Here is a 24,853-nt window from a genome sequence, read left to right on the forward strand (position 1 = left end):
ACCGATTACCGCCTCTTCTTCGCCTTGCTCTCGAACGGATTATCAGACCCGCGATAGTGCACACGGATCGGCACACCGGGCATGTCGAAATCCTTGCGCAGACCGTTCACCAGATAACGCGTATAGCTCTCCGGAATGGCTTCCGGCCGTGTGCAGGAAATCATGAAGGCCGGCGGGCGGGCCTTTACCTGCGTCATGTATTTCAGCTTCAGGCGACGGCCGGAAACGGCCGGCGGCGGATGCTGCGTGGTCTGCGAATCCAGCCAGCGGTTGAGCCTTGCGGTGGAGATGCGGCGGTTCCAGACCTTGTCGGTATCGATGATATTCTGCATCAGCCGGTCGAGACCATAACCCGTCTGGCCGGAAATCGGCACGGCGCGGATGCCGCGCGCCTGCGGCAAGAGACGCTCGGTCTTTTCACGCAGATCGGCCAGATAGGCCTGCGGGTCTTCCACCAGATCCCATTTGTTGAAGGCGAGCACGGCGGCGCGGCCTTCGCGGATGACAAGATCGACCAGCTGCAAATCCTGCTTTTCGAAGGGGATGGTGCTGTCGAACACGATCACCACCGTTTCCGCAAAACGGATGGAGCGCAGCGAATCCGCGACCGAGAGCTTTTCCAGCTTCTCCGTCACCTTGGCCTTGCGGCGCATGCCGGCCGTATCGAACATCTTGATGGTGCGGCCGCGCCAGTCCCATTCGACCGAAATGCTGTCACGGGTAATGCCGGCTTCCGGGCCGGTCAGCAGGCGGTCTTCACCGAGGAAGCGGTTGATCAGCGTCGACTTGCCCGCATTCGGCCGGCCGATAATGGCGACGCGCAGTGGCTTGGTCTCGTCATAAACCGGCTCTTCGTCTTCCTCGTCCTCGCTGCCGGGTTCGGTGCGCGGCAGAACGATATCCGTCTCCGCCTCATCCACCTCAGGCGGGAAAGCGACATCCTCGCCGATTGCCTCGACAATGGCGTCGCGCAGGTCGATCATGCCCTGACCATGTTCGGCCGAAATCGGGCAGGGATCACCAAGGCCGAGCGTGAAGGCATCGTAGAAACCGGCGTCGGAGCCGCGCGCTTCGGACTTGTTGGCCACCAGCACGACCGGCTTGCCACGACGGCGCAGCATTTCCGCCAGCGTCTCATCAGCCGGCGTCAGGCCCGCCTTGGCGTCCACGACAAACAGCGTCACATCGGCATCGTCGATCGCCGCTTCCGTCTGCGCCCACATGCGGCCCTGAAGCGTTTCCGGCCCGGATTGCTCCAGACCGGCGGTATCGATGATGGTGAAACGCAGGTCGACCAGCTTCGCCTCACCGGGGCGGCGGTCGCGGGTAACACCCGGCGTGTCGTCCACCAGCGCCAGCTTCTTTCCGACGAGGCGGTTGAAAAGCGTGGACTTGCCGACATTGGGGCGCCCGACTATGGCGACGGTGAAGCTCATTGATCCTGGTTCCTTAAAGCACGTCTGCCCAAAACGTTACCTGTTTTGGGCAAAGGACATGCGTAAAATAATGAGTTGGATCGCTTTGGCAATGCGAAGAAATGCCGGGGCGATCTCGTGTGGCGAAGCGGCTTTAAGCAGCCTTGCCCGAAGCGGTGATATTGTCGAGCATGATCTGCGCGCGGTTCGTCACGTTGCGCGGCGCCTGCGTGTCGCTGACGATCTGTTCGAACCATTGTTTGGCCTTGGCGAAATCGCCGGCCTTGTAGGCGGCGAGACCCAGAGCCTCACGGGCGGATGCGCGCATGGTCTGGCCCTCAGTGCTGAGCGGCTCGGCCAGCGCCACGACCTGATCATAGGTGCCGTTATCCACCAGCAGCCATGCGGCGCGCACCTTGGCGGTATCGCGGAAGACCTGCGGCGCGGACGTATCGTTGCCAATGGCGGTGAAGGCGGCGATGGCGCCGGCCGCATCGCCCTTCTGCGACAGCAACGTGGCCGAGCGGAACTTCGCCAGGACGGGGTAGTTGCCGTGACCGGAGGTTTCGAGATCGGCGAAGGCCTTCAGCGCCTCATCCGTCTTGTTGTCCGAAGCGAGCTTCAGCGCCGCAAGAAACTGGTCGCCGGAATTGGAAGCGCGGCTGGTGTTCCAGTATTCGTAGATGCCCGCGCCGGCGGCGCCGACAACCACGAGAATGGCGGCGCCCACAACCACGATACCGTACCGGCCCCAGAAGCGCGACAGCTGCTCGGAGCGGATCTGCTCGTTCACTTCGCGGATAAAGGTATCATTTTCGTTTGCCATCAAATTCTCCGTTACCCGCGCGGAGATCGCTTCCGATCCATCCGTTCGCGGACATACCAAGCCGCTTACCCGGGTTGGCAAAAGTCAGGCCGACCGGGTCTTGGTCGGCCTTCTAGCCTATTTTGCCTGATATGTAAGGGGGAAACGTTGATTTCCTACATCGCGATTGGCTGAACGCCGATCAACCATTCGTGCAGTTTCAGGATGAAAGCGCCCCAGAGAACGATGCCGCCGACAACCGCCACCAGATCGTAGCGGCTCGAAACGAAGTCCCGGACCACTTTTTCGCCCGCTCGCTCCCGGCGCTTCAGCGAAATCCGCATCACCACGCCCCAGGCGAGGAACGATGCGAAGAGCAGGATCGAGGACGTCTCGCCATTGGCCAGAAGATGGGCAAGCGCCCAGATCTTCACCGAGAGAATGAGCGGATGTTTCGTCTTCACTGCGATGTGGCCAGCCGGGATGAGGCTGGCGACAAGACAGATCATCGCCGGCAGCATCAGGGTCACGGCGAGATGGCTCGTCCACACCGGCGGATACCAGACCATCCCGGTTTCCTGCCGCGCTTCGCCGAAGGCATGGATGACGAGGCCGAACGTGATGAGGCTGACAAGCGAATAGACGCCCTTGAAAGGGCCTTCGCCCATCGTCGCGATCATCCGCGCGCGAAAATGCGGTGCGACCACCTTCAAAAGATGGGTCAGCAGGAACAAGGCAAGACAGAGTGCGAGAAAAAGCATGGAACACGGTCCCCCGGTGGAACGAAGCGGCCCTATCACCGCAGTTAAGAACAGGAATTAGGCCGAAAGTCATGAAAACGCCAGACTATTCAAAGCTTCGCCTTATTCCACCCGCAAAAGGCCACGGTGTTTCATATGACGGATACCTGATGTTTCGCCCATTTGCCGCCTTTTCCCTGTCGCTTCTCGCCGCCCTTCCCGCTCTTGCGCAGGAGGCTGAGAAGCCGAAGCAGCTTGTCATCGTGTCCTTCGACGGCGCGGGCGACAATACACTGTGGGAAAGAAGCCGGGCGACGGGCAGGCAAGTCGGCGCGCATTTCACCTATTTCCTTGCCTGCACGCTGGTGATGGACAGGAAGACCAGCGCCAAGACCTATCAGGGTCCCGGGCAGAAGGCCGGCCGCTCCAATGTCGGTTTCGGCCAATCGCCGGAAGAGGTGGAGGCAAGGCTCAGGAACATCTGGGCAGCTTATCGCGAAGGTCACGAGATCGGCAACCACACCTGCGGCCACTTCGATGGAGGCCAATGGACCGCCGAACAATGGGACGGCGAATTCACCACCTTCACCAGCACGCTGGAAAATGCCTGGCAGATGATCGGCAAGAAGGGCGAGGAACCCGAAGGCTGGCGCGACATGGTCAAGAACATCAACGGTTTCCGCGCGCCCTATCTGTCGCAGGGGCCGGCGCTGACCGCCGCGCAGAAAAAACACGGTTTCGTTTACGACGCCACCAGCATCACCAAGGGACCGGAATGGCCGGTGGAACGCGACGGCATCGAACATTTCGGCCTGCCGCTCATTCCCGAAGGTCCGGGCAACCGCCCCATCATCGCCATGGACTACAATCTCTTCATCCGCCATTCCATCGGCGTCGAGACGCCGGATCGCGCCAGGGAATTTGAAGACCGTGCCTATACGGCCTTCCGCAACGCTTTCGACAGGCAATACAATGGCGAGCGCATTCCGCTGCAGATGGGCTTTCATTTCGTGAAGATGAATGGCGGCGCCTATTGGAACGCCTATGAGCGCCTGCTGCGCGAAGTCTGCCGGAAAGACGATGTCGCCTGCGTGAGTTATGCTGAGGCCATGCCGATGATCGAGGCCCGCAAGAAGCAGAAGACCGAGGGGTAAACTTCCTCACACTCTCCGTTTCGTGACAAAGGTCGAACACCTCTCCTCCGTCATGCCGGGCTCGACCCGGCATCCAGCCACGGCGCATCCGCGCCGTGATAAGAGTCTTTTGCGATCAAGGACTTGATCGCGCTGGACCCCGGATCTAGCCCGGGGTGACGGGTGCGGATGAGGCAATTCACCAAGCACACCGTCTCCGTAGGACGTGCTCAAGACCTGAAGGCGGCCAATCGACCGCCTTTTTTCAGGGCTTGTTGGCCGCCAGTTCACCGGCTTCCGCTTCCCGCTGCAGATAACGCACGTCGATATCAGGCAGGGGCTTGTCATCAATCGCCGCTTCGAAGGCCACGAGACGTTTGTGGATGGAAAGCAACTCGATGATCGTCGTCCAGGAATTGACCAGATACTGGAACGAATTGCTGACCTGACCAAAGGCCGTGGCGATCTGCTGGTAGATACCATAGGTGATCTTGCCGGCCACGATGGTGGGAACGAGCATCAGGAGCAGGAACACCGCATCGGCCTGAATGTAGAAATACCGCGCGACGTTGAAATAGAGATAATGCCAGTACATGCGGAAATAGTTTTTCCGCACATTGGAATAAAGCTCCTTGACTGTCGGCGGCTGGGCGCGGTCGGCGTGATCCTCGCCATAGACCAGTTCCTTACGATAGGCGGCTTCCACACGCTGGTTGCGGAAGTTCAGACCGGGCAGTTTGATGCCGACCGTTGCCAGAAGCACCGTACCGAATATCGACCAGACGATCGCCAGCCAGAACAGCGCATGCGGCACTTCGCCGATGATCGGCAATTCGGAGACATAGGACGACAGCGCAAACAGGATCGGCAGGAAAACGACGAGCGTCATCACCGAATTGATCAGGGTGATGCCCAATGCCTCCAGCGTGGAGGAGAAGCGCATCGTATCTTCCTGAACACGCTGGGAAGCACCTTCGATGTGACGCAGCTTTTCCCATTTGGACATGTAGAAGTCGTTCATCGCGGTTCGCCAGCGGAAGATATAATGGCTGGTGAAGAAATCCGTCAGGATCGAAACCGCCATGCTGAGAAAGGCGATCTTGGCGAAGACGATCTGGAGGCTGTAGAAATCCCAGACTTCGATACCCGGTTGTTTGGAAAGGGCATTTTGCAGAAGGTCGCCGAAAGGCCGCCGGAAATTGTTGATGACGACGGAAATCTGAACGCCAAAATAGGTCACCGCGATAATCAGCAGCGATCCCCATATGGACCAGAACTTCCAGGGATGATCTCTGGCGATGACAGTCCAGATAACGCCGAATAACGCCAGGCAAGATGCGAGATAGCCGTAAAAGAACAGATTTGCGGGAACCAGAAAATAACTGAGATCGTAGGGTTCCTGTTCGGGCATCACATAGCCCCAGGACGCCCCTACCCTTTCAACGACGAAATACCAGGCAAGAATGGCGAAGAAGGCCCAAACGATGGCGGAGGTAAAGAAGGCTTTCGGCTTGGGAAAGAAAGAATGAAACACGTTTAGAACTCACGCGCGTTTGAAATCAGCCATTATTGGCGAAGCACTAGATGGCCCGAACCTAGGGCAGAAATTTGTGCACAGCAACGGCGAAGCGCTGACCTTAACAAGATGTAAGACGCGAACGGCGGATAAATCCCGGCGAAAACCTCGCAAAATATCTGGATCGGCGCGGGGAAAACCGGAGAGGCCTAGCGCCGCCGCTCCGTGGCGAGCACCGGCAGCATCAGAACAATGCTGACGACAAGCACGGCGGAAGCGAGAATGCTGGGTGCGGTAAAACTGCCCGTCACCTCGGCGATCCAGCCGGCGGCCAGCGGCCCGACGATCTGGCCCGTTCCGAAGGCGGCCGTCATCAGCGCGAAGGCGCGGCGCGGGCTTGGCCCGGCAAATTCCCGGCCAAGCTGCAGACCATAGGCCGTGATGACCATGAAGGTCAGCCCCAGAAGCAGGCCGCCCGCGAGAACACCCGGCACCGGCGGCAGCATCACGGAAGCGAAGACGCCGATGGCTTCGACGGCGAGAACGATCACAAAAGCGCGTTTCAGCCCCTGCGACTTCAGCACCGGTTTCCACAGGAACAGCGAAACGGCGGCGGCGCAGCCGGTAATGAACCAGGCCAGAAACTCCACGAAGGCACCTGCGGCAGCCATGCGGGCAATTGCAACGATGAAGGTGGCGGTGATGACGTAGCCGAAACCGAAAAGCCCATAGGCGAGCGTCGTCAGGAAGAGCGGCCGCGTCCATACAAGCGGCGGCTCGGCCACCGAGGACGCATGCCGCGGCGGGCCTGCAGGCAGCACCCGCCAGACGAGAAGGAACGTCAGGAAGGAAAAGACGGCACCGGCGATCCACTCCTCCCGCCAGGAGGCGCCGCCGCCATCAAAAACGACACCGATCAGATAGACCGCGAGCGAGGAGATGGCGATACCCGCACCCACACCGCCGTAATGCAGCGCCTGAACCGCGTCCCTGCCGGCCTTTGCGGCATGGCCGATGACGATCTGCGAGGTGAAGATCATGGTCAGCGCGCTGGCGACACCCGCCAGAAACCGGATGACGGTGAAGGCCACGACGGAATTGAAAGCGGCCATGGCCAGCAGCAGCGCGGCGGTGGAAAACAGCCCGCCAAGTGCCACCAGCCGCTCCCGTCCAGAACCCCAGGAATAGGCCGAAAGCACCGCACCCGCCAGATAACCGGCAAAATTGCCCGCCGCCACGATGCCCGCATCCCCCGCCGAGAGCGGCACATCCGCCATCATGCCGGGCAGGATGGGGGTGAAGGAAAAGCGGCCGAAACCCATGGCGGATGCCATCATGAGCGCCCCGGCGAAACCGAGTGCAGTCAGATGTCTGGCGGAAAGTGGCTTGTCGGTGGTCATGCATGGCTTATCGCAACCGGGCGGATAAGCGACAAACGAGTTATTTTGATCGGCGTCATAAGCCGCCTTTATCGGTCACGCGGCGAGCGGCAATGCGTTCCAAGGGTACCACGTGTTTCTTCTCCTCGCCGGGGAGAAGGTGGCCCGAAGGGTCGGATGAGGGGGAAACGTAGCCGGAATTCGGAGAGCTTGTCCCCTCATCCCGCTGCCGCGGACTTCTCCCCGGCGGGGAGAAGAAACAAGCGGCGCGCGCTCGCTCCGACCTTAAAAGCGAGCGTGACGGATTCAGGTGTGGCTGTCACTCCGCAAGCGTCAGCACCAGCGGCCCGTTTTTCGTCGCCACCACCGTATGCTCATATTGCACCGTCGGAGCACTCGGATCGCTGTAGAGCGTCCATGGATCATCGTCGCCGTCTTCGGCCCAATAGGCGCCCGTCGAAAGAAAGGGCTCGACGGTGAACACCATGCCTTCCTGCATGATGCGTCGCTCGTCCTTGTCCGGCCAGGTCGCCAGTTCCTTCGGCTCCTCATGCAGCGAGCGGCCGATGCCGTGGCTGGCGAGGTTGGTGATCAACGTATAGCGGTTCTTTTTAGCGAAAGCGCCGATGGCATTGCCGATATCGGCGAAAGGCCGGCCGGTTTTCACCTGCTGCAGGCCCGTCCACATGGCGCGCTTGCCATCACGGCACAGGCGTTCGATATCCTTCTTCACCGGCGGCACGGCGAAAGACGAACCCGTATCGCCGAAAAAGCCGTTCTTCACCGCCGAGACATCGATATTGACGAGATCGCCCGCCTTGATGATGCGTGGCCCCGGAATGCCGTGGGCCACTTCCTCGTTGACGCTGATGCAGGTCGCGCCGGGAAACTTGTAGCAGAATTCCGGCGCCGACTGCGCACCGTTATCCTCCAGCACCTTGCGACCGATCGCATCCAGTTCGGCCGTGGTGATGCCGGGTTCCAGCGCGTCCGCCATGGTCTGCATCGCGACGGCGCACAAACGGCCGATATCCTTCAGCAGAACCAGTTCTTCTTCGGTGGAAATGACCATGTCTCTGTCCGTCGTTCTGTCTGGCGGGTCTCAAAACGCCCGCCTTGGTAATCATCAAGCCGTGGCTTTCACCGGATCGGCGCTCCCCGTCAATTCTTTTCTGACGATCGGCGCGACTTTCGTACCATAAAGCTCGATGCCGCGCATGATCTGATCATGCGGCATCAGGCCAATCGCCATCTGCAGCAGGAAGCGATCATTCCTGAACACGCCATGCGCCTTGATGATCTTTTCCGCCACCAGTTCCGGTTCGCCGAGGAAGAGATTGCCCTCCGGCCCGCGTGCCGCATCGAAATGCGCGCGGTTCGTCGGCCCCCAGCCACGCTCGCGGCCGATGCGGTTCATCACCTCCGCCTGCGGGCCGTAAAACTGGTCCGCCGCCTTTTCGGTGGTGTCGGCAATGAAGCCGTGCACATTGATGCTGGTGCGCAGCTTGGTCTTTTCCTGACCCGCCCGGCGTGCCGCCTCGTGGTAGAGATCGAACAGCGGCGCGAAACGGCGATATTCGCCGCCGATAATGGCAAGCGCCACCGGCAGGCCCATGGCCCCGGCCCGCGCCACCGATTGCGGCGTGCCGCCCACCGCGATCCACACCGGCAGACGTTCCTGCAGCGGGCGCGGATAGACCCCACGCCCGTTGATGGCCGGATGTTTGGTGCCGGACCAGGTGACGATTTCCTGTTCGCGCAGCGCCAGCAGCAGATCGAGCTTTTCGGCGAAGAGCACGTCGTAATCCTCGAGATCGTAACCGAACAGCGGGTAAGATTCGATGAAGGAGCCACGCCCGGCCATGATTTCGGCGCGACCGTTCGACAGGAGATCGACGGTCGAAAATTGCTGGAACACCCGCACCGGATCATCCGAACTCAACACCGAGACGGCGCTGGTAAGACGGATGTTCCTGGTTTTGACAGCCGCAGCCGCAAGCACGGTGGAGGGCGAGGAAGCGACATAATCCGGGCGGTGGTGCTCGCCCAGCCCGAAAACATCGAGCCCGACCTGATCGGCAAGCTCGATTTCCTCGAGAAGATCCTTCAGCCGGCGCGCGCCTTCCGGCCCGCGGCCATCGGCGGGGTTGGGATTGACATCCGCGAATGTGTAAAGACCGAGTTCCATAAACGATACCTCTGTTTGCTTGCCTCAGAGATAGGGACGCACAGCCCCCCAGACAAACGCAAAATCTGGAAGCTTAGCTTCGAAAAAATGGATAGGCGCAGCCGGATTCGCCACCGCGTCACCCTTGCCTGAAATGGCCCGCGCAATGACGCCCGAAATGGCGATTGCCAGCCCGCCCCCTTTGGGCATAACCTGCTTAAACATGTGCGAAGTAATGCAAAAAGGGGAAAGCATGCATCGGACAGTTATCGTGACAGGCTCCACAAGCGGTATCGGCCTTGCCATCGCCCAGAGATTTGCGAGGGAAGGCGCCAATATCGTCCTGAACGGTTTCGGCGACGAGGACGAGATTGAAAAACTCCGTCTTTTGCTGGAAGCCGAAAGCGGCGGGCGCGTGCTTTACCACCCGGCGGACATGACGAAACCGGACGAAATCGCCGACCTCATCCACACTTCCCATGAAAAGCTCGGCTCGGTGGACGTGCTCGTCAACAATGCCGGCATCCAGCACATCGCGCCCATCGAGGAGTTTCCGACGGAAAAATGGGACTGGATCATCGCCATCAATCTGACCAGTTCCTTCCATACCATGCGTGCCGCGATACCGCTGATGAAGAAGGCCGGCAAAGGCCGCATCATCAACATTTCCTCGGCCCATGGTCTCGTCGCCTCGCCGTTCAAATCAGCCTATGTGGCGGCCAAACACGGCATCATGGGCCTGACGAAGACAGCGGCGCTGGAACTCGCGCAGACGGGCGTCACCGTCAATGCCATTTGTCCCGGTTACGTTCTGACACCGCTGGTCGAAAAGCAGATACCGGAAATGGCCAAGGTGCGCGGCATCAGCGAAGAGGCGGTGAAGAACGACGTGATGCTGGAATTGCAGGCGACCAAGCAATTCGTCACCGTCGATGACGTGGCGGCGGCTGCCCTGTTTCTGGCAAGCGACGCCGCAAGCAATATCACCGGCACGCATATTTCCGTGGATGGCGGCTGGACGGCGCAATAATTGCCGGATTTTCTTTCCGTTATGGAAACAATGAATTGCCAAAACGGAAATCGATATGCGCGCAAGGGCGTGCATAGATGTATCGGAACAATGACAAGAAACCGGCTCGGCAGCCGGTCAAAACAGCAAGGCATTGCATGAAAGACGCGATCAGCTTCATCCTCAACAGCGAAACCATCTCGCTCAGGGATTTCGGACCGACGGACACGCTTCTCGATTACCTCCGCATCAGCAAGCGGTTGACCGGGACAAAGGAAGGCTGTGCGGAAGGCGACTGCGGTGCCTGCACGGTGCTGGTCGGACGGCTGCTGGATGGTTCGCTGCGTTATGAAAGCGTCAATGCCTGTATCCGTTTTCTGGGCTCGCTGCACGGCACCCACATCGTCACGGTGGAGCATCTGGCCGCGCGCGATGGCACGCTGCACCCCGTGCAGCAGGCCATGGTGGATTTCCACGGGTCGCAATGCGGTTTCTGCACGCCGGGCTTCATCATGTCGCTTTACGGCCTGTGGCTTGCCAGTGAAAATCCCGGCCGCGCCGACATCGAAAAGGCGCTGCAAGGCAATCTCTGTCGATGCACGGGTTATGAGCCGATTGTCCGCGCCGCCGAAAAGATCGCCGCCGCCCGCCCGAGCGCCCTGTTCGACCCGCTGCAACGCGACCGCACCGATATCATGGCAAGGCTCTGGGCGATCCGCGCCAATGAAACGATCACCGTTACCCACGGCGAGGATCGCACCATCATTCCGGCGACACTGGCCGAGCTGACCGAGATTTACGCTGCTGAACCGAAAGCGACCATCGTTGCCGGCTCCACCGACGTCGGCCTGTGGGTAACGAAGCAGATGCGGGCGCTGAACCCGGTCATCTTCATCAACAATCTCGGGGATCTGCAAACCATCACCGTGGGTGAGGAGGGCGTGACACTCGGCGCCGGCGTCACCTACAGCCAGGCCTTCAAGACCATTGCAGACCATTTTCCGCCGCTTGCCCGGCTGTTCGACCGCCTCGGCGGCGAGCAGGTGCGCAATATGGGCACCATCGGCGGCAATATTGCCAATGGCTCCCCCATCGGCGACACGCCGCCAGCGCTGATCGCACTGGGGGCGACGCTGACCTTGCGATCCTCCTCCGGCAACCGCAGCCTGCCGCTGGAAAGCTATTTCATCGATTACGGCAAACAGGACCGGCTGAGCGGCGAATTCGTCGAAAAGCTTTTCATTCCGTTCCGGAAACCGGAAAGCAGCTATGCCGTCTACAAGATTTCCAAACGGCGCGACGAGGATATTTCCGCGCTCTGCGGCGCCTTCAACCTGACGCTCGATGCCGATGGCGCGGTAGAAGACATCCGCATCGCCTTCGGCGGCATGGCCGGCACGCCGAAACGCGCCGCGCATCTGGAGGCGGCGCTTCTCGGCAAGGCGTGGTCGCAGGAAACCATCGATGCGGCGCGCGATGTGCTGGACGAGGATTTCACACCGCTGACCGACTGGCGCGCCACCGCCGAATATCGCCAATTGACGGCCAAGAACCTGCTGACGCGGTTCTTCCTTGAGACTTCGGGGGAGAAGCAGGAACTCAGCCGTTTCTCGCTGGAGGAGGCGTGATGATGGCGATGGCGAAACCCACACCCTCCCTCATTCCTGTGCTTGTCACAGGAATCCAGCCGACGCGCGTCTGCGCGGCGAAAGACTCTTTTCAGCCCAAAGACTTGGGCTGGCTGGATTCCTGTGACAAGCACAGGAATGAGGGACTATTATCGCTCTCATATGCCGTAATTCACCAAGAAGGAGCTTGAACCATGGACACCACAAGCTTCGACAAGACCGAAATCGACGGCCCCATCCACAGGTCGCTTCGGCACGACTCCGCCCACAAGCACGTGACGGGCAGCGCCGAATATATCGATGATATCCCTGAGCCCGCCGGCCTCGTTCACGGCGCACTCGGCCTTTCCGACCGAGCGCATGCCGAAATCGTCTCGATGGACCTTTCCGAAGTGGAAGCCACACCGGGCGTGCTCTGGGTGATGGTTGCCAAGGACGTGCCCGGCGAAAACGACATCTCTTCCGGCGGTCGCCACGACGAACCTTTGCTGGCCGAGACAAAGGTCGAATTCCACGGCCAGCCGATCTTCGCGGTCTTTGCCGAAACCCGCGATATCGCCAGAAAGGCGGCCCGCAAAGCAAAGATCACCTATAAGGACCTGCCGCATTTCACCGATATCGATACGGCGATTGAAAATGGCGGCGCGCTCGTCATCGATCCGATGACGCTGAAACGCGGCGATGCGAAGATCGAAATGGATGTCGCACCGCGTCGTCTCACCGGCACGATGCGGATCGGCGGGCAGGAGCATTTTTATCTCGAAAGCCACATCGCCATGGCCGTGCCGGGCGAGGATGACGAGGTGACACTGTGGAGTTCCACCCAGCATCCAAGCGAAATCCAGCACATCGTCAGCCACATCCTGCAGGTGCCGTCCAATGCCGTCACGGTGCAGGTGCGCCGCATGGGCGGCGGCTTTGGTGGCAAGGAAACGCAGGGCAACCAATTCGCCGCCCTCTGCGCCATCGCCGCCAAGAAGCTGAACCGGGCTGTGAAAATCCGCCCGGACCGCGACGAGGACATGAGCGCCACCGGCAAGCGCCATGATTTCCGCGTCGATTACGAGTTGGGCTTCGATGAAGAAGGCCGCATCCACACCGTCGACGCCACCTACGCCGCACGCTGCGGTTTTTCCTCCGATCTGTCAGGCCCGGTCACGGATCGCGCGCTGTTTCATGCCGATTCCAGCTATTTCTACCCGCATGTGCATCTCACCTCACGGCCGCTGAAAACCCACACCGTCTCCAACACCGCCTTTCGCGGTTTCGGCGGGCCGCAGGGCATGCTCGGCGCGGAACGGTTTATCGAGGAGATCGCCTATGCCGTCGGCAAGGACCCGCTCGATATCCGCAAGCTGAATTTCTACGGCGAGACCGGCTCCGGCCGCACCACGACGCCCTATCATCAGGAAGTCGAAGACAACATCATCGCCCGTGTCGTCGAGGAGCTGGAAACCTCCAGTGACTACCGCGCACGACGCGACGCCATCATCGAGTTCAACAAAACCAGCCCGATCATCCGCAAGGGCATCGCGCTCACCCCTGTCAAATTCGGCATCTCCTTCACCATGACCGCGTTCAATCAGGCGGGCGCGCTGGTGCATATCTATAATGACGGCTCCATTCACCTGAACCATGGCGGCACCGAAATGGGCCAGGGCCTCTACACCAAAGTGGCGCAGGTGGTGGCCGATGCCTTCCAGGTGGATATCAACAGGGTGAAGATTACAGCCACGACGACGGGCAAGGTGCCGAACACGTCGGCCACCGCCGCCTCCTCCGGTACGGACCTTAACGGCATGGCGGCCTATGACGCCGCCCGTCAAATCCGTGAAAGGCTGGTCAAATTCGCCACTGACAACTGGAACGTGCCGGAAGAGGAAGTCGTCTTCCTGCCGAACCGGGTGCGCATCGGCCTTGAGGAAATCGCCTTCAACGATTTCATCAAAAAGGCCTATTTCGCCCGCGTGCAGCTTTCCGCCGCCGGTTTTTACAAGACGCCGAAAATCCACTGGGACCGCGCCGCCGGCCGTGGCACGCCGTTTTATTATTTCGCCTATGGCGCGGCCTGCTCGGAAGTATCGATCGATACGCTGACCGGCGAATACCTGATGGAACGCACCGATATCCTGCATGATGTCGGTAAATCGCTGAACCCGGCCATCGATATCGGCCAGATCGAGGGCGCCTTCGTGCAGGGCATGGGCTGGCTGACCACGGAGGAATTGTGGTGGGACGGCAAGGGGCGGCTGCGCACCCACGCACCTTCCACCTACAAGATCCCGCTCGCCTCCGACCGACCGAAGAGCTTTAACGTCAAGCTGGCGGAATGGGCGGAAAATGCCGAGCCCACCATCGGCCGTTCCAAGGCCGTGGGCGAACCGCCCTTCATGCTGGCGATCTCTGTTCTCGAAGCCCTCTCCATGGCCGTCGCCTCCGTCGCCGATTACAAGGTCTGCCCGCGCCTCGATGCGCCGGCAACGCCGGAGCGGGTGCTGATGGCGGTGGAACGGTTGAAGAAGGTTTGAGGGAGGGCGTATCCATGTGGCCGAGCCCCAATGCCTGACGCCTCCCTCTCCGATTTCCTCGCCCGCCCTGCCCCCGCAATCCTCGTCGAAATCGAGGCAGTGAAAGGCTCATCCCCGCGTGAGGCCGGCACCTTCATGCTGGTCTCACAGGCTGACTTGTGGGAAACCATCGGCGGCGGACAGTTCGAATATATGGCGATAGACCACGCCCGCGCCATGCTGCGAACAGGTGCTGCCGAAGACCGGATGGATATTCCGCTAGGCCCGGAAATAGGCCAGTGCTGCGGCGGTCGCACCCTTATCCGCTTCCGGCGGATAACGGCAGAGATCGCCGCCGGGCTTGAGGCGCGGCTGAAGGGCGAGGCCGAGCAGCAGCCCGCCGTGTTCATTTTTGGCGCAGGTCATGTCGGCAAGGCACTGGCAGATGCCCTGTCGCTGCTACCCCTGACCCTGACGGTGGTGGAAACCCGTGAAAGCGAACTGCGCGATCTTCCCTCAGTGGTGGCGTCCATACTGACCCCCATGCCGGAAGCATTCGTTCCGAAAATCCCGGCAAACGGCGCGGCCATCATCGTCACCCACGATCACGCGCTCGATTTCCTGATTGCGAAGGAAGCGCTTGCCCGCAACGATCTCGCTTATGTCGGCATGATTGGTTCGAAGACCAAACGCGCCACCTTCGCCCATTGGCTGGAACGGGAAGGTGAGCCCCCTTCCCGCCTTGCAAAGCTCACCCTGCCCATCGGCGGCACAAGCGTGAGAGACAAACGCCCCGCCGTCATAGCGGCCCTTGTGGCAGCCGAGTTGCTGCAAGCATTTTTCGTTGCCGAAATCCGTCGCAACGAAAATCGACACGCCCATCCTCAAGGCCAAGATCACGCCTGAGCCCATCCGGCAGGCTTTCATCCGCCAGATTGTCCGGTGCAAGACTTTCAAGGGTAAATCGTTCCGCTGTCCGCAGGCCCGCACGCAGGCGGGACCACGCGCGCAAAAGTGCTGTGCGCATGTTCGTCTCCATTCAAAAATGTCAGAAGCTCAGTTGATGAATTGGGCTAAAAATGCTCTGGTTTCCGGAGAAAAACCAATGAAACCTTTGGCCTTTGGCATAAAGAGAACTTATCCATGAAGATGTCTCGCCAGTTCCCCCTCAATGCCCTGCGCGTCTTCGATGCCGCCGCAAGGCATCTGAGCTTCACCAGGGCCGGCGAAGAGCTGGGCATGACGCAGACGGCGGTGAGCTATCAGGTGAAGCTGCTGGAGGAGAATATTGGCGAGCCGCTTTTCCTGCGCACGGCACGGCAGGTATCGCTGACGGAGGCGGGGGAAAAACTGGCGCCCAAGGTTGCCGACGCCTTCAATACGCTGCGGGAGGCCGTCGACAGTGTGCGCGACACGCCGGATGCCACCCTGACCATACATTCCACGGCCACCTTCGCATCACGCTGGCTGTCGCGACATCTGGGGGCCTTCCAGCTTGAACATCCCTCCATCGCCGTCAGACTGGAAACATCGGGCACACTGATCGATTTCAACCAATCGGACTGCGATGTCGCCATTCGCTGGAGCCGCGACGACGGCAAGGGATTGACCTATCATCGGCTGCTTCGCGGTGTTTACACGCCGATGCTGCATCCCGATCTTGCGCAAAGCATAGATGGTTTGAAGACGCCCGAAGACCTTCTTCGCCTGCGTATCATCGATCCCGGTGACGTGTGGTGGAGCCAATGGTTCCGGGAAGTCGGCATCGAAAATCCTGATCTGGAGCGTTATCCGCGCAGCCGCCTCAACGTGCAGGCTTTTGAAGCCGCAGCGGCGATCGCCGGTCAGGGTGTGGCCATGCTCACCCCTGAACTCTACGCCGATGAAATCGCGCTCGGCCGCCTGTACCAACCCTTCGAACATCTCAGCAGCGAAGGCAAGAACTACTGGCTTGTCTATCCCGAAAACCGCCGGAACATCCGCAAGATCAAACTGTTTCGCGACTGGATACTGAAGCGGATCGAGGAAAGCCGACCGCAGCAGCCCCATCAATACCCCATGTCCGGCGCATAAAAACAGCGCGGCGTATCCTCATCCGGAAACAGGCAGAGATGATATTCGCCGTCCTCCGACCGTCTTGCCTCGCTCTGCGACCAGTTGAACGTGTGGCGCCGCGTCACCATGCGATGATCGCCGGGGGCGAGCGAAACCTCATAACCATCAGGTGTGACACGAACGCTGCGCGTGGGGATCATCTGGCAGTCGCCCGTCTGGGCATCGCCATTGCAGCAGTAGCTTTCATATTTGAACCCCTTGTGGGATTCATGGGCAAGTGCCGTGGCGGTGAACGCCAGAAATAAGAAGAGGACCGTCAGAACAAGGCGCATCGGCATGGTCTCCGTTGAAAACAACGGCGGCTGCCGGAAGGTCATTGCGTCCCTTCATTCAAATTCCACACATCAACACGCACCCGGACACAACGGCACCGGAAACTGCGACACCTGCCCCTGATCTGCCCCGCCACAGGGTTCGCAGCACCCGCTTTCGGAATAACCGCCAGCGAAACATGTCATGGGAGCTTTAAAAGCTCCGCAGCCCTATATTTTAGCACATTGGCGGGCCGCTCACAGGATAATAGCTGAGTCGCGTTAGCCAGCTAAGCACAAACTATGCGGCAGGAAGCACACATTGCAACTTTACCGGGCCTGCGGCGGTCCGCTCGCGGCCCGAGCCGGGTTGTGAACACAAGACCATCGGATTGTGAACAATCACCCTCGGAGCGCTGCTTTTCCCTTTCCTAACGGTCAAATTTCTCGCAAGGTGCGCTGCACAAGGATCAGGGGAACCGCATGTACGAATACGCCATTGCGTGGGAATGGATGGCCTTTGCCGTCCGCTGGCTCCACGTCATCACCGCCATCGCCTGGATCGGCTCGTCCTTCTATTTCATCGCGCTCGATCTCGGGCTGGTCAAACGGGCGCATCTGCCGCCGGGGGCTTATGGCGAGGAGTGGCAGGTGCATGGCGGCGGTTTTTACCACATCCAGAAATATCTGGTTGCGCCTGCCCAGATGCCCGAACACCTGACATGGTTCAAATGGGAAAGCTACGTCACCTGGCTTTCCGGTTTCGCCATGCTCTGCATCGTTTATTATGGCGGTGCGGACCTCTTCCTCATCGACCATTCCGTGCTTGATCTCACCCAGTTCCAGGCCATCTGTCTGTCGCTGGCATCGCTGGCCATCGGCTGGCTGTTTTATGATTTCCTCTGTAAATCGCCACTCGGCAACAATACCTGGGGCCTGATGATCGTGCTTTACGTCGCGCTGGTGGCAATGGCATGGGGTTATACGCAGGTCTTCACCGGGCGTGCCGCCTTCCTGCATCTCGGCGCGTTTACCGCCACCATCATGTCGGCGAATGTATTTTTCATCATCATTCCGAACCAGAAGATCGTCGTCGCAGACCTGATTGCCGGGCGCACGCCGGACCCGAAATATGGCCGCATCGCCAAACAGCGTTCACTGCACAACAACTACCTGACGCTGCCCGTCATCTTCTTCATGCTGTCGAACCATTACCCGCTGGCTTTCGCGACCGAGTTCAACTGGATCATTGCGGCACTTGTCTTCCTGATGGGCGTCACCATCCGCCACTGGTTCAACACCACGCATGCCCGCAAGGGCAAACCGACATGGACCTGGCTTCTCACCGCCCTCATCTTCATCGTCATCATGTGGCTTTCCACCGTGCCGAAAGTGCTGACCGGCGAGGAGGAGCAGAAGGCCGCCACCCTCTCCCCCATGCAGCAGCAATTCGTCAGCGACGCTCATTTCACCAAGGCGCGTGATGTGGTTCAGGGTCGCTGTTCCATGTGCCATGCGGCCGAGCCGGTGTGGGAAGGCGTGCCCTTCACGCCGAAATCGGTGAAGCTCGAAACCGACGAACAGATCGCCGCCCATGCGCGCGAAATCTATTTGCAAGCCGGCCGCAGCCATGCCATGCCTCCCGGCAACATCACCGCCATCACCCCGGATGAGCGCAAGGTGCTGACCGCATGGTATGAAAGTGCGGTTTCCGGGGCTGGAAAAGCCGAAGGAAAGACTGAATGAGCATGGTTCTGCTGCGTGGCCGCCTGCTGAGCTTCCGCCGCGCGCCGCTCGCAATCGACGATACGCAAAGCTATCTCTATATCGAAGATGGCGGCCTGCTGATCGAAAACGGCAGGATCGCCGCCATCGGCGATTATGCCGATATCCGCAAGCAAGCCCCCGAAGACGTCGAGGAAAAGGATCACCGGCCGTATCTCATCGTGCCCGGCCTCATCGACATGCACCTGCATTTCCCGCAGATGCAGGTTATCGGCTCCTATGCCGCCAACCTGCTGGAATGGCTGAATACCTATACCTTCCCGGAAGAATGCCGCTTCGTCGAAAGCGCCCATGCCCAGCGCATCGCCACGCATTTTTACGACGAGCTGCTGCGCCACGGCACCACCACGGCCGCTGCCTATTGCTCGGTGCACAAGACCTCCGCCGACGCCTTTTTCACTGAGGCCATGAAGCGCAACATGCTGATGGTGGGCGGCAAGGTGATGATGGACCGCAACGCCCCGCAGGGCCTGCTGGACACGCCGGAAACCTCCTATGACGAGACGCGCCAGGTGATTGCCGACTGGCACGGCAAGGGCCGCAACCACGTCGCCATAACACCGCGCTTCGCCATAACCTCCACCCCGAAGCAGATGGAGGCCGCCCAGGCGCTGGCGCAGGAATTCCCCGATCTTTTCATCCAGACGCATCTCTCCGAAAATCTGGACGAGATCAAATACACCTGCGAGCTTTACCCCGAAGCGACCGACTATACCGATATCTATGTGCGTTACGGCCTGATGGGCAACAAGACCCTGCTCGGCCACGCCATCCACCTCTCGGAGCGCGAAGCGGACGTGCTGTCGGAAACCGGCGCGGTGGCCGTACATTGCCCCACCTCGAACCTCTTCATCGGCTCCGGCCTCTTCCCGATGAAAAAGCTGCAGCGGCGCGAAAAGCCGGTGCGGATCGCGGTCGCGACCGATATAGGCGGTGGCTCCAGCTATTCCATGCTGCGCACCATGGATGAAGCCTACAAGATCCAGCAATTGCTGGGCGAGCGCCTGAACCCGCTGGAAAGCTGGTATCTGATGACCCGCGGTAATGCCGAAGCGCTTTCCATGGTCGACCGCATCGGCACGCTCGACGCCGGCACGGACGCCGACATCACCGTGCTGAACGCCTCCTCGACACCCGCCATGGCCCTGAAAATGGAAGTGGTGAAAAGCCTGACGGAAGAACTGTTCCTGATGCTGACCATGGGCGATGACCGCACCGTGGTGGAAACCTATGTGGCCGGCAAGGCGATGAAGAGCGTGCTGGCATAGTTCGGTTGGGGCCGAAACATAAAGCCGCCGACTCACTTACACAGTCATATATTGGATCGGCGGGTGCCGCGTCTTTCTTCTCCCCGAGGGGGGAGAAGGTGGCCCGAAGGGTCGGATGAGGGGGCAACGTCGCCGGATTTCGGAGAGCTTGCCCCCTCATCCCGCTGCCGCGGACTTCTCCCCCTCGGGGAGAAGAAAAAAGAGGCGCGCGCTCGCTTTCTATGACTGGCTGGTACCACCCCGGCCGAAATGCGAATGACCTCTGGAGTGCCCCGTGCCGAATCTAGACACAACCACCATGCTCATGATCCTCGCGACCTTCATCATCGCAGGCATCGTCAAGGGCGTGACCGGCATGGGACTGCCCACCGTTGCCATGGGCGTGCTCGGCCTCTTTATGCCGCCGGTCATCGCCGCCGGCCTGCTCATTTTGCCCTCCTTCATCACCAATATCTGGCAATTGCTGGCCGGGCCGGATTTCCGGGCTATCGTGAAGCGGCTGTGGCCGATGATGATCGCCATTGCGCTCGGCACCCTCATCGGCATCCGGCTGATGACATCAGGCACCGGCATCTGGACCACCTCGGCGCTCGGCCTGTGCCTTGCTGCTTACGCGGCCTACAGCCTGCTTGCCAGACCCGTCTCGATTCCGGCCGGGCTGGAACCGAAACTCTCCCCGGTCATGGGGCTCGCAACCGGCCTGTTGACCGGCGGCACCGGAATTTTCGTCGTGCCAGCCGTGCCTTATATCCAGTCGCTCGGTTTCAGCCGGGATGATCTCGTGCAGGCGCTCGGCCTTTCCTTCACGGTCTCCACCGTCGCGCTCGCCGCCGGCCTCGCCTCCCAGAATGCCTTTCACGTCGAGCATCTGTCGCTTTCCGCGCTGGCCGTGCTGCCGGCCCTTGCCGGAATGTGGCTTGGCCAGAAAATCCGTACCATCGTCAGCCCGGCGACATTCCGGCGCTGGTTTCTCATCTGCCTGCTCATACTGGGAACCGAGCTGTTTTTGCGGGCATTCTGGTGATGGAAATCCGTCGATTTTGATGTCGTGGCCGCCACATTCATGTTATGTGAAGCCATCATTCAAATGTGAAGGCTTTATCCATGGGCAAAATCCTGACCATAGCGGACCTGAAGCAACAGGCTCAGCGCCGTGTGCCAAAAATGTTTTTCGACTATGCCGATAGCGGCGCGTGGACGGAAAGCACCTACCGCGCCAATGAGGATGATTTCGCCAAGATAAAGCTGCGCCAGCGCGTGCTGGTGGATATGACCGACCGGTCGCTGGCCACCGAAATGGTCGGCGAGAAGGTTTCGATGCCGGTCGCACTCTCCCCCACCGGGCTCACCGGCATGCAGCACGCCGATGGCGAAATGCTGGCCGCAAAAGCGGCGGAGGAATTCGGCGTGCCCTTCACGCTCTCCACCATGAGCATCTGCTCCATCGAGGATGTCGCCTCGGTCACCTCGAAACCCTTCTGGTTCCAGCTTTACGTGATGAAGGATCGGGACTTCGTCAATAATCTGATCGACCGCGCCAAGGCCGCCGGATGCTCGGCGCTGGTGCTGACGCTCGATCTGCAAATCCTCGGCCAGCGTCACAAGGACCTTCGCAACGGCCTGTCGGCACCGCCGAAATTCACGCCGAAGCACATCTGGCAGATGGCGACCCGGCCGCGATGGTGCCTGGACATGGCTCGCACCAAGCGCCGCAGCTTCGGCAATATTGTCGGCCATGCCAAAAACGTCTCAGACCTGTCATCGCTCTCCTCCTGGACGGCGGAACAATTCGATCCGCGCCTGTCCTGGAAGGATGTCGAATGGATCAAGGAACGCTGGGGCGGCAAGCTGATCCTCAAGGGCATTCTTGACGAAGAAGATGCACGCGCCTCGCTCGACACAGGCGCCGACGCCATCATCGTCTCCAACCATGGCGGCCGCCAGCTCGATGGCGCCCATTCCTCCATCGCCATGCTGCCGAAAATCGTCGATGCCGTCGGCGACAGGGTTGAGGTGCACATGGATGGCGGCATTCGCTCCGGTCAGGACGTGCTGAAAGCCGTGGCGCTGGGCGCCAAAGGCACCTATATCGGCCGCCCCTTCCTCTACGGCCTCGGCGCTGATGGAAAGCAGGGCGTGACGACGGCGCTCGAAATCATCCGCAAGGAGATGGATATCAGCATGGCGCTTTGCGGCAAAAGGCTGATCACGGATGTGGATCGCAGCATTCTGGCGTGATGGTGACGAGGCAGAAGGTGCTTCGGAGATGCGTCGGAGGCCGCTCCGTTCTCTGCCGTCATGCCGGACTTGATCCGGCATCCAGCCACGGCGCGTCTGCGCCGTGAAAGGACTCTCCCGCGATCAAGGACTTGATCGCGCTGGACCCCGGTATCCAAGTCCGGTGTGACGTCGTGCGGATCTTGCCCTCGCGAACGACCTCAGCAACCAGTCTCAATGCCCCACGGTCTTCGAAAACACATTCACGATCACCACACCGGTGATGATGAAACCGAGACCGATAATGGCGGCAATATCCAGCGTCTGGCGGAACACGAAATAACCGATGCCGGAAATCAGCACGATGCCGAGCCCGCTCCAGATCGCATAGGCAACGCCGACAGGGATGACGCGCAGCGTGAACGACAGCAGATAAAAGGCCGCGCCGTAAAACACCGCCATCAGCACCGTCGGCAGCCACCTTGTGAATTGCTGCGACTGCTGCAGGAATGAGGTCGCGATGACCTCGCAGATAATAGCCGCGACAAGCGCCCCATAGGTGAAAAGTGCCGCGTTCATCGTTGCGTTTCCTTTGTCGTCTGGGCGATCATCCGGGCCTTGAGAGCCGCCCTGTCGCCACCTGCCCTGCCATCATCGGCCAGAAGATCGGCAAACCAGATGCCATCAGCCGCAAGCCGCACCGTTTCCAGTACCACCCCGTCATCCGTATCTTTATGACGGGCAAGACGTCCCTCGACCCAGCTGGTCCACATGCGCCGAAGCGACGGCTCACCGACCATGGAAACCGAGATCGCCGCCCATTGCCTGCCCGAATCCCGGTCACGATCATCGAAAACCGCCTTCACATAGGCTCGCGTGAAGCATCCGTAAGCTTCACAATCCTGTGAGATGAGCGCATCTATTTCCGCGTCCAGCGCCGAAAGAAGGTCAGCCATGACGGCCTCCAGCAAGGCCTGCTTGGAGGGAAAATGGTGGAACAGCCCACCCTTCGTCACCCCGGCCGCATCGGCCACAGCCTGTATGGAAAGTGCCGCAACGCCCTGATCGGCAGCAAGTTTCGCCGCGCAGTCAAGGAGGCTGCGACGCACGATCTCGGGCTGTTTCTTTCGTTCATGAGCATTTGTCATGCCGAAAAACATACCGGATGGTCGGTTTCTTTTCAAGGAAATTGTGAGGGCCGCCAGCGGGTTGAAATTCATACTTAATTAAGCATGAAAGCAATCTCTAAAGTTTTAGCGGTTTTGTTGCCGGAAAGTGTCAGTAAAACTTGAAATCAACGGCGGCGATCAAACAAAAGGGGCGGATTATGTCGGGAACGGTCAAACGGGGAATGGCGGGAACATGGGTCTTCGCGCTCGCCTTCTTTTGCGCGATCCTCTCATTGCAGGCATCGCCCGCGCAGGCCGGCTACGCCCATTTCATCATGGATGCCAATACCGGCAAGGTTCTGGCGTCCCGCAATGCCGATGTGCTGAACCACCCCGCTTCGCTCACCAAGATGATGACGCTGTACCTGACCTTCGAGGCGCTGCATGCCGGCCGGATTCGCTGGGACCAGAAGATAAAGATGTCCAAAAATGGTGCAGCCGTCATCCCCTCCAAGCTTTATGTGCGCCAGGGCCAGACCTTCACCGTGCGCGAAGCCGTTTATGGCATGATCGTCAAATCCGCCAATGACATGGCGGAAGGCATGGGCGATCACCTCGGCGGCTCCGAGGCAAGGTTCGCCGAGATGATGACCCGCAAGGCCCGCCAACTGGGCATGACGAAGACGGTGTTCCGCAACGCCTCTGGCCTGCCCAGCAAATCGCAGGTGACGACGGCGCGCGACATGGCGAAGCTCGGCCTTGCGCTGCAGCGCGACTTTCCCAAGGAATACGGCCTGTTTGCCATGGAATCCTTCAGTTTCCGGGGAAAACGGATTCGTGGCCACAATAATCTGATGTATCGTTATCAGGGCATGGACGGCATCAAGACCGGCTACACCAATGCCTCCGGTTTCAACCTCGTCAGCGCCATCAACCATAATGGCCGCCGTGTCGTCGGCGTCGTGCTGGGCGGCAAGACCGCGCGCAGCCGTGATGCCCAGATGGCGGCCCTTCTCGACAAGGCCGTGCCGCAGGCATCGAGAAGCCGCAACACCGAACAGCTCGTCGCCAGCGCCAATGTCAGCCGCACCTTCGATGTGCCGCCCGCTGCCGTACCGCTCCCCATGTTCGCGGAACGCCGCTCCGACCCGGTCGCCATGCAGATCGCCACGGCCAACAACCAGATGGCCGACATGATCCAGGTTTCCGCCATTCCGAGACGCGCCCCCGCTGCCGCCGTTGGCCAGCCCGCCGGCCAGAGAAGCCGCTGGGAAGTGCAGATCGCCGCCGCCGATAGCGAAGCCGCCGCCCGCTCGCTGCTCGCCAACGCGCGCTCCAACATCGGCAGCTATGCCGGGATCGCCCCCTATACCGAAGCGGTGCAAAGCGGCTCGGCAACGCTCTACCGCGCCCGCTTCACCGGCTTTGAAGACCAGTCTTCGGCGGTTTCCGCCTGCAAGGAACTGAAGGCGCAGTCCTACGCCTGCGTGGTGATGAACAGCGAGGGGTGAAGATCAATAGTGGAAACGGCATTGATGAATGATCAGTACTGCCTTTTCACCTTCGCCGCGAAGCTCATAAACAAGGCGATGCTCCTGCGAGATCCGGCGTGACCAGAGGCCCTTCAACTGGAAACGCAGCGGCTCAGGTTTTCCGATGCCCTCGAATGGATGCCGCCGGCAGTCTTTTATGAGTTCGTTGATGCGTTCCAGCATCTTTCGATCGTATTTCTGCCAGTGAAGATAGTCTTCCCAGCCTTCGTGGCTCCAGCCGAGAGCAATCGAGCCCTTTTGCTGCATGAGAGTTTCT

General features: G+C 60.1%; 22 protein-coding genes. 11 read left to right on the forward strand and 11 right to left on the reverse strand.

Annotated elements, in window-relative coordinates; translation table 11 throughout:
• Positions 1–5: 5 nt before the first annotated feature.
• The 3 genes from der to JZX88_RS09150 form a co-directional block, all read right to left on the reverse strand.
• Positions 6–1,436 (reverse strand): ribosome biogenesis GTPase Der, encoded by a 1,431-nt coding sequence (gene der / locus JZX88_RS09140; protein ID WP_110756147.1) that lies wholly within the window; start codon positions 1,434–1,436, stop codon positions 6–8.
• Between the two features lie 133 nt (positions 1,437–1,569).
• Positions 1,570–2,241 (reverse strand): tetratricopeptide repeat protein, encoded by a 672-nt coding sequence (locus JZX88_RS09145; protein ID WP_065113933.1) that lies wholly within the window; start codon positions 2,239–2,241, stop codon positions 1,570–1,572.
• 155 nt (positions 2,242–2,396) lie between these two features.
• Positions 2,397–2,981, reverse strand: coding sequence for an NnrU family protein (locus JZX88_RS09150; protein ID WP_206913333.1), 585 nt, complete (start codon positions 2,979–2,981; stop codon positions 2,397–2,399).
• Between the two features lie 149 nt (positions 2,982–3,130).
• On the opposite strand from JZX88_RS09150, the gene JZX88_RS09155 reads away from it, so the two are divergent.
• A complete protein-coding gene (locus JZX88_RS09155) occupies positions 3,131–4,114 on the forward strand; it encodes a polysaccharide deacetylase family protein (protein WP_206913334.1) in 984 nt (327 codons plus the stop codon).
• A 244-nt stretch (positions 4,115–4,358) separates the two neighbouring features.
• Here JZX88_RS09155 and sbmA read toward each other — a convergent pair whose 3' ends face one another.
• From sbmA to JZX88_RS09175, 4 genes are all read right to left on the reverse strand, one after another.
• Positions 4,359–5,627 (reverse strand): peptide antibiotic transporter SbmA, encoded by a 1,269-nt coding sequence (gene sbmA / locus JZX88_RS09160; protein WP_142857196.1) that lies wholly within the window; start codon positions 5,625–5,627, stop codon positions 4,359–4,361.
• Between the two features lie 191 nt (positions 5,628–5,818).
• Positions 5,819–7,009 carry an MFS transporter gene (locus tag JZX88_RS09165; RefSeq protein ID WP_206913335.1) on the reverse strand — a complete coding sequence of 397 codons (1,191 nt, stop codon included), beginning with the start codon at positions 7,007–7,009 and terminating at the stop codon, positions 5,819–5,821.
• 298 nt (positions 7,010–7,307) lie between these two features.
• Positions 7,308–8,060 (reverse strand): type I methionyl aminopeptidase, encoded by a 753-nt coding sequence (gene map / locus JZX88_RS09170; RefSeq protein WP_065655656.1) that lies wholly within the window; start codon positions 8,058–8,060, stop codon positions 7,308–7,310.
• A 54-nt stretch (positions 8,061–8,114) separates the two neighbouring features.
• On the reverse strand, positions 8,115–9,176 hold the full coding sequence (locus JZX88_RS09175) for an LLM class flavin-dependent oxidoreductase (protein WP_174034268.1): 1,062 nt from the start codon (positions 9,174–9,176) through the stop codon (positions 8,115–8,117).
• Between the two features lie 232 nt (positions 9,177–9,408).
• Between JZX88_RS09175 and JZX88_RS09180 the strand changes: the two genes are divergently transcribed.
• The 5 genes from JZX88_RS09180 (at position 9,409) to JZX88_RS09200 (ending at position 16,372) form a co-directional block, all read left to right on the forward strand.
• Complete coding sequence (locus tag JZX88_RS09180) at positions 9,409–10,185, forward strand: 3-hydroxybutyrate dehydrogenase (RefSeq protein ID WP_065113941.1); 777 nt, start codon at positions 9,409–9,411, stop codon at positions 10,183–10,185.
• 137 nt (positions 10,186–10,322) lie between these two features.
• Positions 10,323–11,792 (forward strand): xanthine dehydrogenase small subunit, encoded by a 1,470-nt coding sequence (xdhA, locus tag JZX88_RS09185; RefSeq protein ID WP_206913336.1) that lies wholly within the window; start codon positions 10,323–10,325, stop codon positions 11,790–11,792.
• Positions 11,793–11,986: 194 nt separating this feature from the next.
• Positions 11,987–14,320 carry a xanthine dehydrogenase molybdopterin binding subunit gene (gene xdhB, locus JZX88_RS09190; protein ID WP_206913337.1) on the forward strand — a complete coding sequence of 778 codons (2,334 nt, stop codon included), beginning with the start codon at positions 11,987–11,989 and terminating at the stop codon, positions 14,318–14,320.
• 30 nt (positions 14,321–14,350) lie between these two features.
• Complete coding sequence (xdhC, locus tag JZX88_RS09195; protein ID WP_206913339.1) at positions 14,351–15,205, forward strand: xanthine dehydrogenase accessory protein XdhC; 855 nt, start codon at positions 14,351–14,353, stop codon at positions 15,203–15,205.
• A gap of 237 nt (positions 15,206–15,442) precedes the next feature.
• Positions 15,443–16,372, forward strand: a complete 930-nt coding sequence (locus JZX88_RS09200; RefSeq protein ID WP_110756164.1) for a LysR substrate-binding domain-containing protein — start codon at positions 15,443–15,445, stop codon at positions 16,370–16,372.
• On the opposite strand, the gene JZX88_RS09205 is transcribed toward JZX88_RS09200, so the two are convergent.
• On the reverse strand, positions 16,348–16,686 hold the full coding sequence (locus JZX88_RS09205) for a hypothetical protein (RefSeq protein WP_161991717.1): 339 nt from the start codon (positions 16,684–16,686) through the stop codon (positions 16,348–16,350). The two genes, JZX88_RS09200 and JZX88_RS09205, sit on opposite strands and share 25 nt — an antisense overlap.
• A gap of 462 nt (positions 16,687–17,148) precedes the next feature.
• Between JZX88_RS09205 and puuD the strand changes: the two genes are divergently transcribed.
• The 4 genes from puuD (at position 17,149) to JZX88_RS09225 (ending at position 21,956) form a co-directional block, all read left to right on the forward strand.
• Positions 17,149–18,411: a urate hydroxylase PuuD gene (gene puuD, locus JZX88_RS09210; RefSeq protein WP_065113945.1), complete on the forward strand. Its 1,263-nt coding sequence runs from the start codon at positions 17,149–17,151 to the stop codon at positions 18,409–18,411.
• The gene (gene guaD, locus JZX88_RS09215) at positions 18,408–19,718 is read left to right on the forward strand and encodes a guanine deaminase (protein WP_206913340.1); all 1,311 of its coding nucleotides are present in this window, start codon (positions 18,408–18,410) and stop codon (positions 19,716–19,718) included. Before puuD ends, guaD begins: the two co-directional genes overlap by 4 nt.
• Before the next feature lie 304 nt (positions 19,719–20,022).
• Positions 20,023–20,742 carry a sulfite exporter TauE/SafE family protein gene (locus JZX88_RS09220; RefSeq protein ID WP_206913525.1) on the forward strand — a complete coding sequence of 240 codons (720 nt, stop codon included), beginning with the start codon at positions 20,023–20,025 and terminating at the stop codon, positions 20,740–20,742.
• Between the two features lie 80 nt (positions 20,743–20,822).
• Complete coding sequence (locus JZX88_RS09225) at positions 20,823–21,956, forward strand: alpha-hydroxy acid oxidase (RefSeq protein ID WP_206913341.1); 1,134 nt, start codon at positions 20,823–20,825, stop codon at positions 21,954–21,956.
• A gap of 213 nt (positions 21,957–22,169) precedes the next feature.
• Here JZX88_RS09225 and JZX88_RS09230 read toward each other — a convergent pair whose 3' ends face one another.
• Both JZX88_RS09230 and JZX88_RS09235 read right to left on the reverse strand, forming a co-directional pair.
• Positions 22,170–22,514: a multidrug efflux SMR transporter gene (locus JZX88_RS09230; protein WP_142840444.1), complete on the reverse strand. Its 345-nt coding sequence runs from the start codon at positions 22,512–22,514 to the stop codon at positions 22,170–22,172.
• Positions 22,511–23,095, reverse strand: coding sequence for a TetR/AcrR family transcriptional regulator (locus tag JZX88_RS09235; RefSeq protein ID WP_206913342.1), 585 nt, complete (start codon positions 23,093–23,095; stop codon positions 22,511–22,513). The genes JZX88_RS09230 and JZX88_RS09235 overlap by 4 nt, the downstream gene beginning before the upstream one ends.
• Positions 23,096–23,286: 191 nt before the next feature.
• Between JZX88_RS09235 and JZX88_RS09240 the strand changes: the two genes are divergently transcribed.
• Positions 23,287–24,555, forward strand: a complete 1,269-nt coding sequence (locus JZX88_RS09240; RefSeq protein WP_206913526.1) for a D-alanyl-D-alanine carboxypeptidase — start codon at positions 23,287–23,289, stop codon at positions 24,553–24,555.
• 3 nt (positions 24,556–24,558) lie between these two features.
• On the opposite strand, the gene JZX88_RS09245 is transcribed toward JZX88_RS09240, so the two are convergent.
• On the reverse strand, positions 24,559–24,843 hold the full coding sequence (locus tag JZX88_RS09245; protein WP_210347428.1) for a Txe/YoeB family addiction module toxin: 285 nt from the start codon (positions 24,841–24,843) through the stop codon (positions 24,559–24,561).
• Positions 24,844–24,853: the final 10 nt, after the last annotated feature.

Origin of the sequence: Agrobacterium sp. OT33 (assembly GCF_017313365.1) — a bacterium.
GTDB classification, from domain to species: Bacteria; Pseudomonadota; Alphaproteobacteria; order Rhizobiales; family Rhizobiaceae; genus Agrobacterium; species Agrobacterium rhizogenes_A.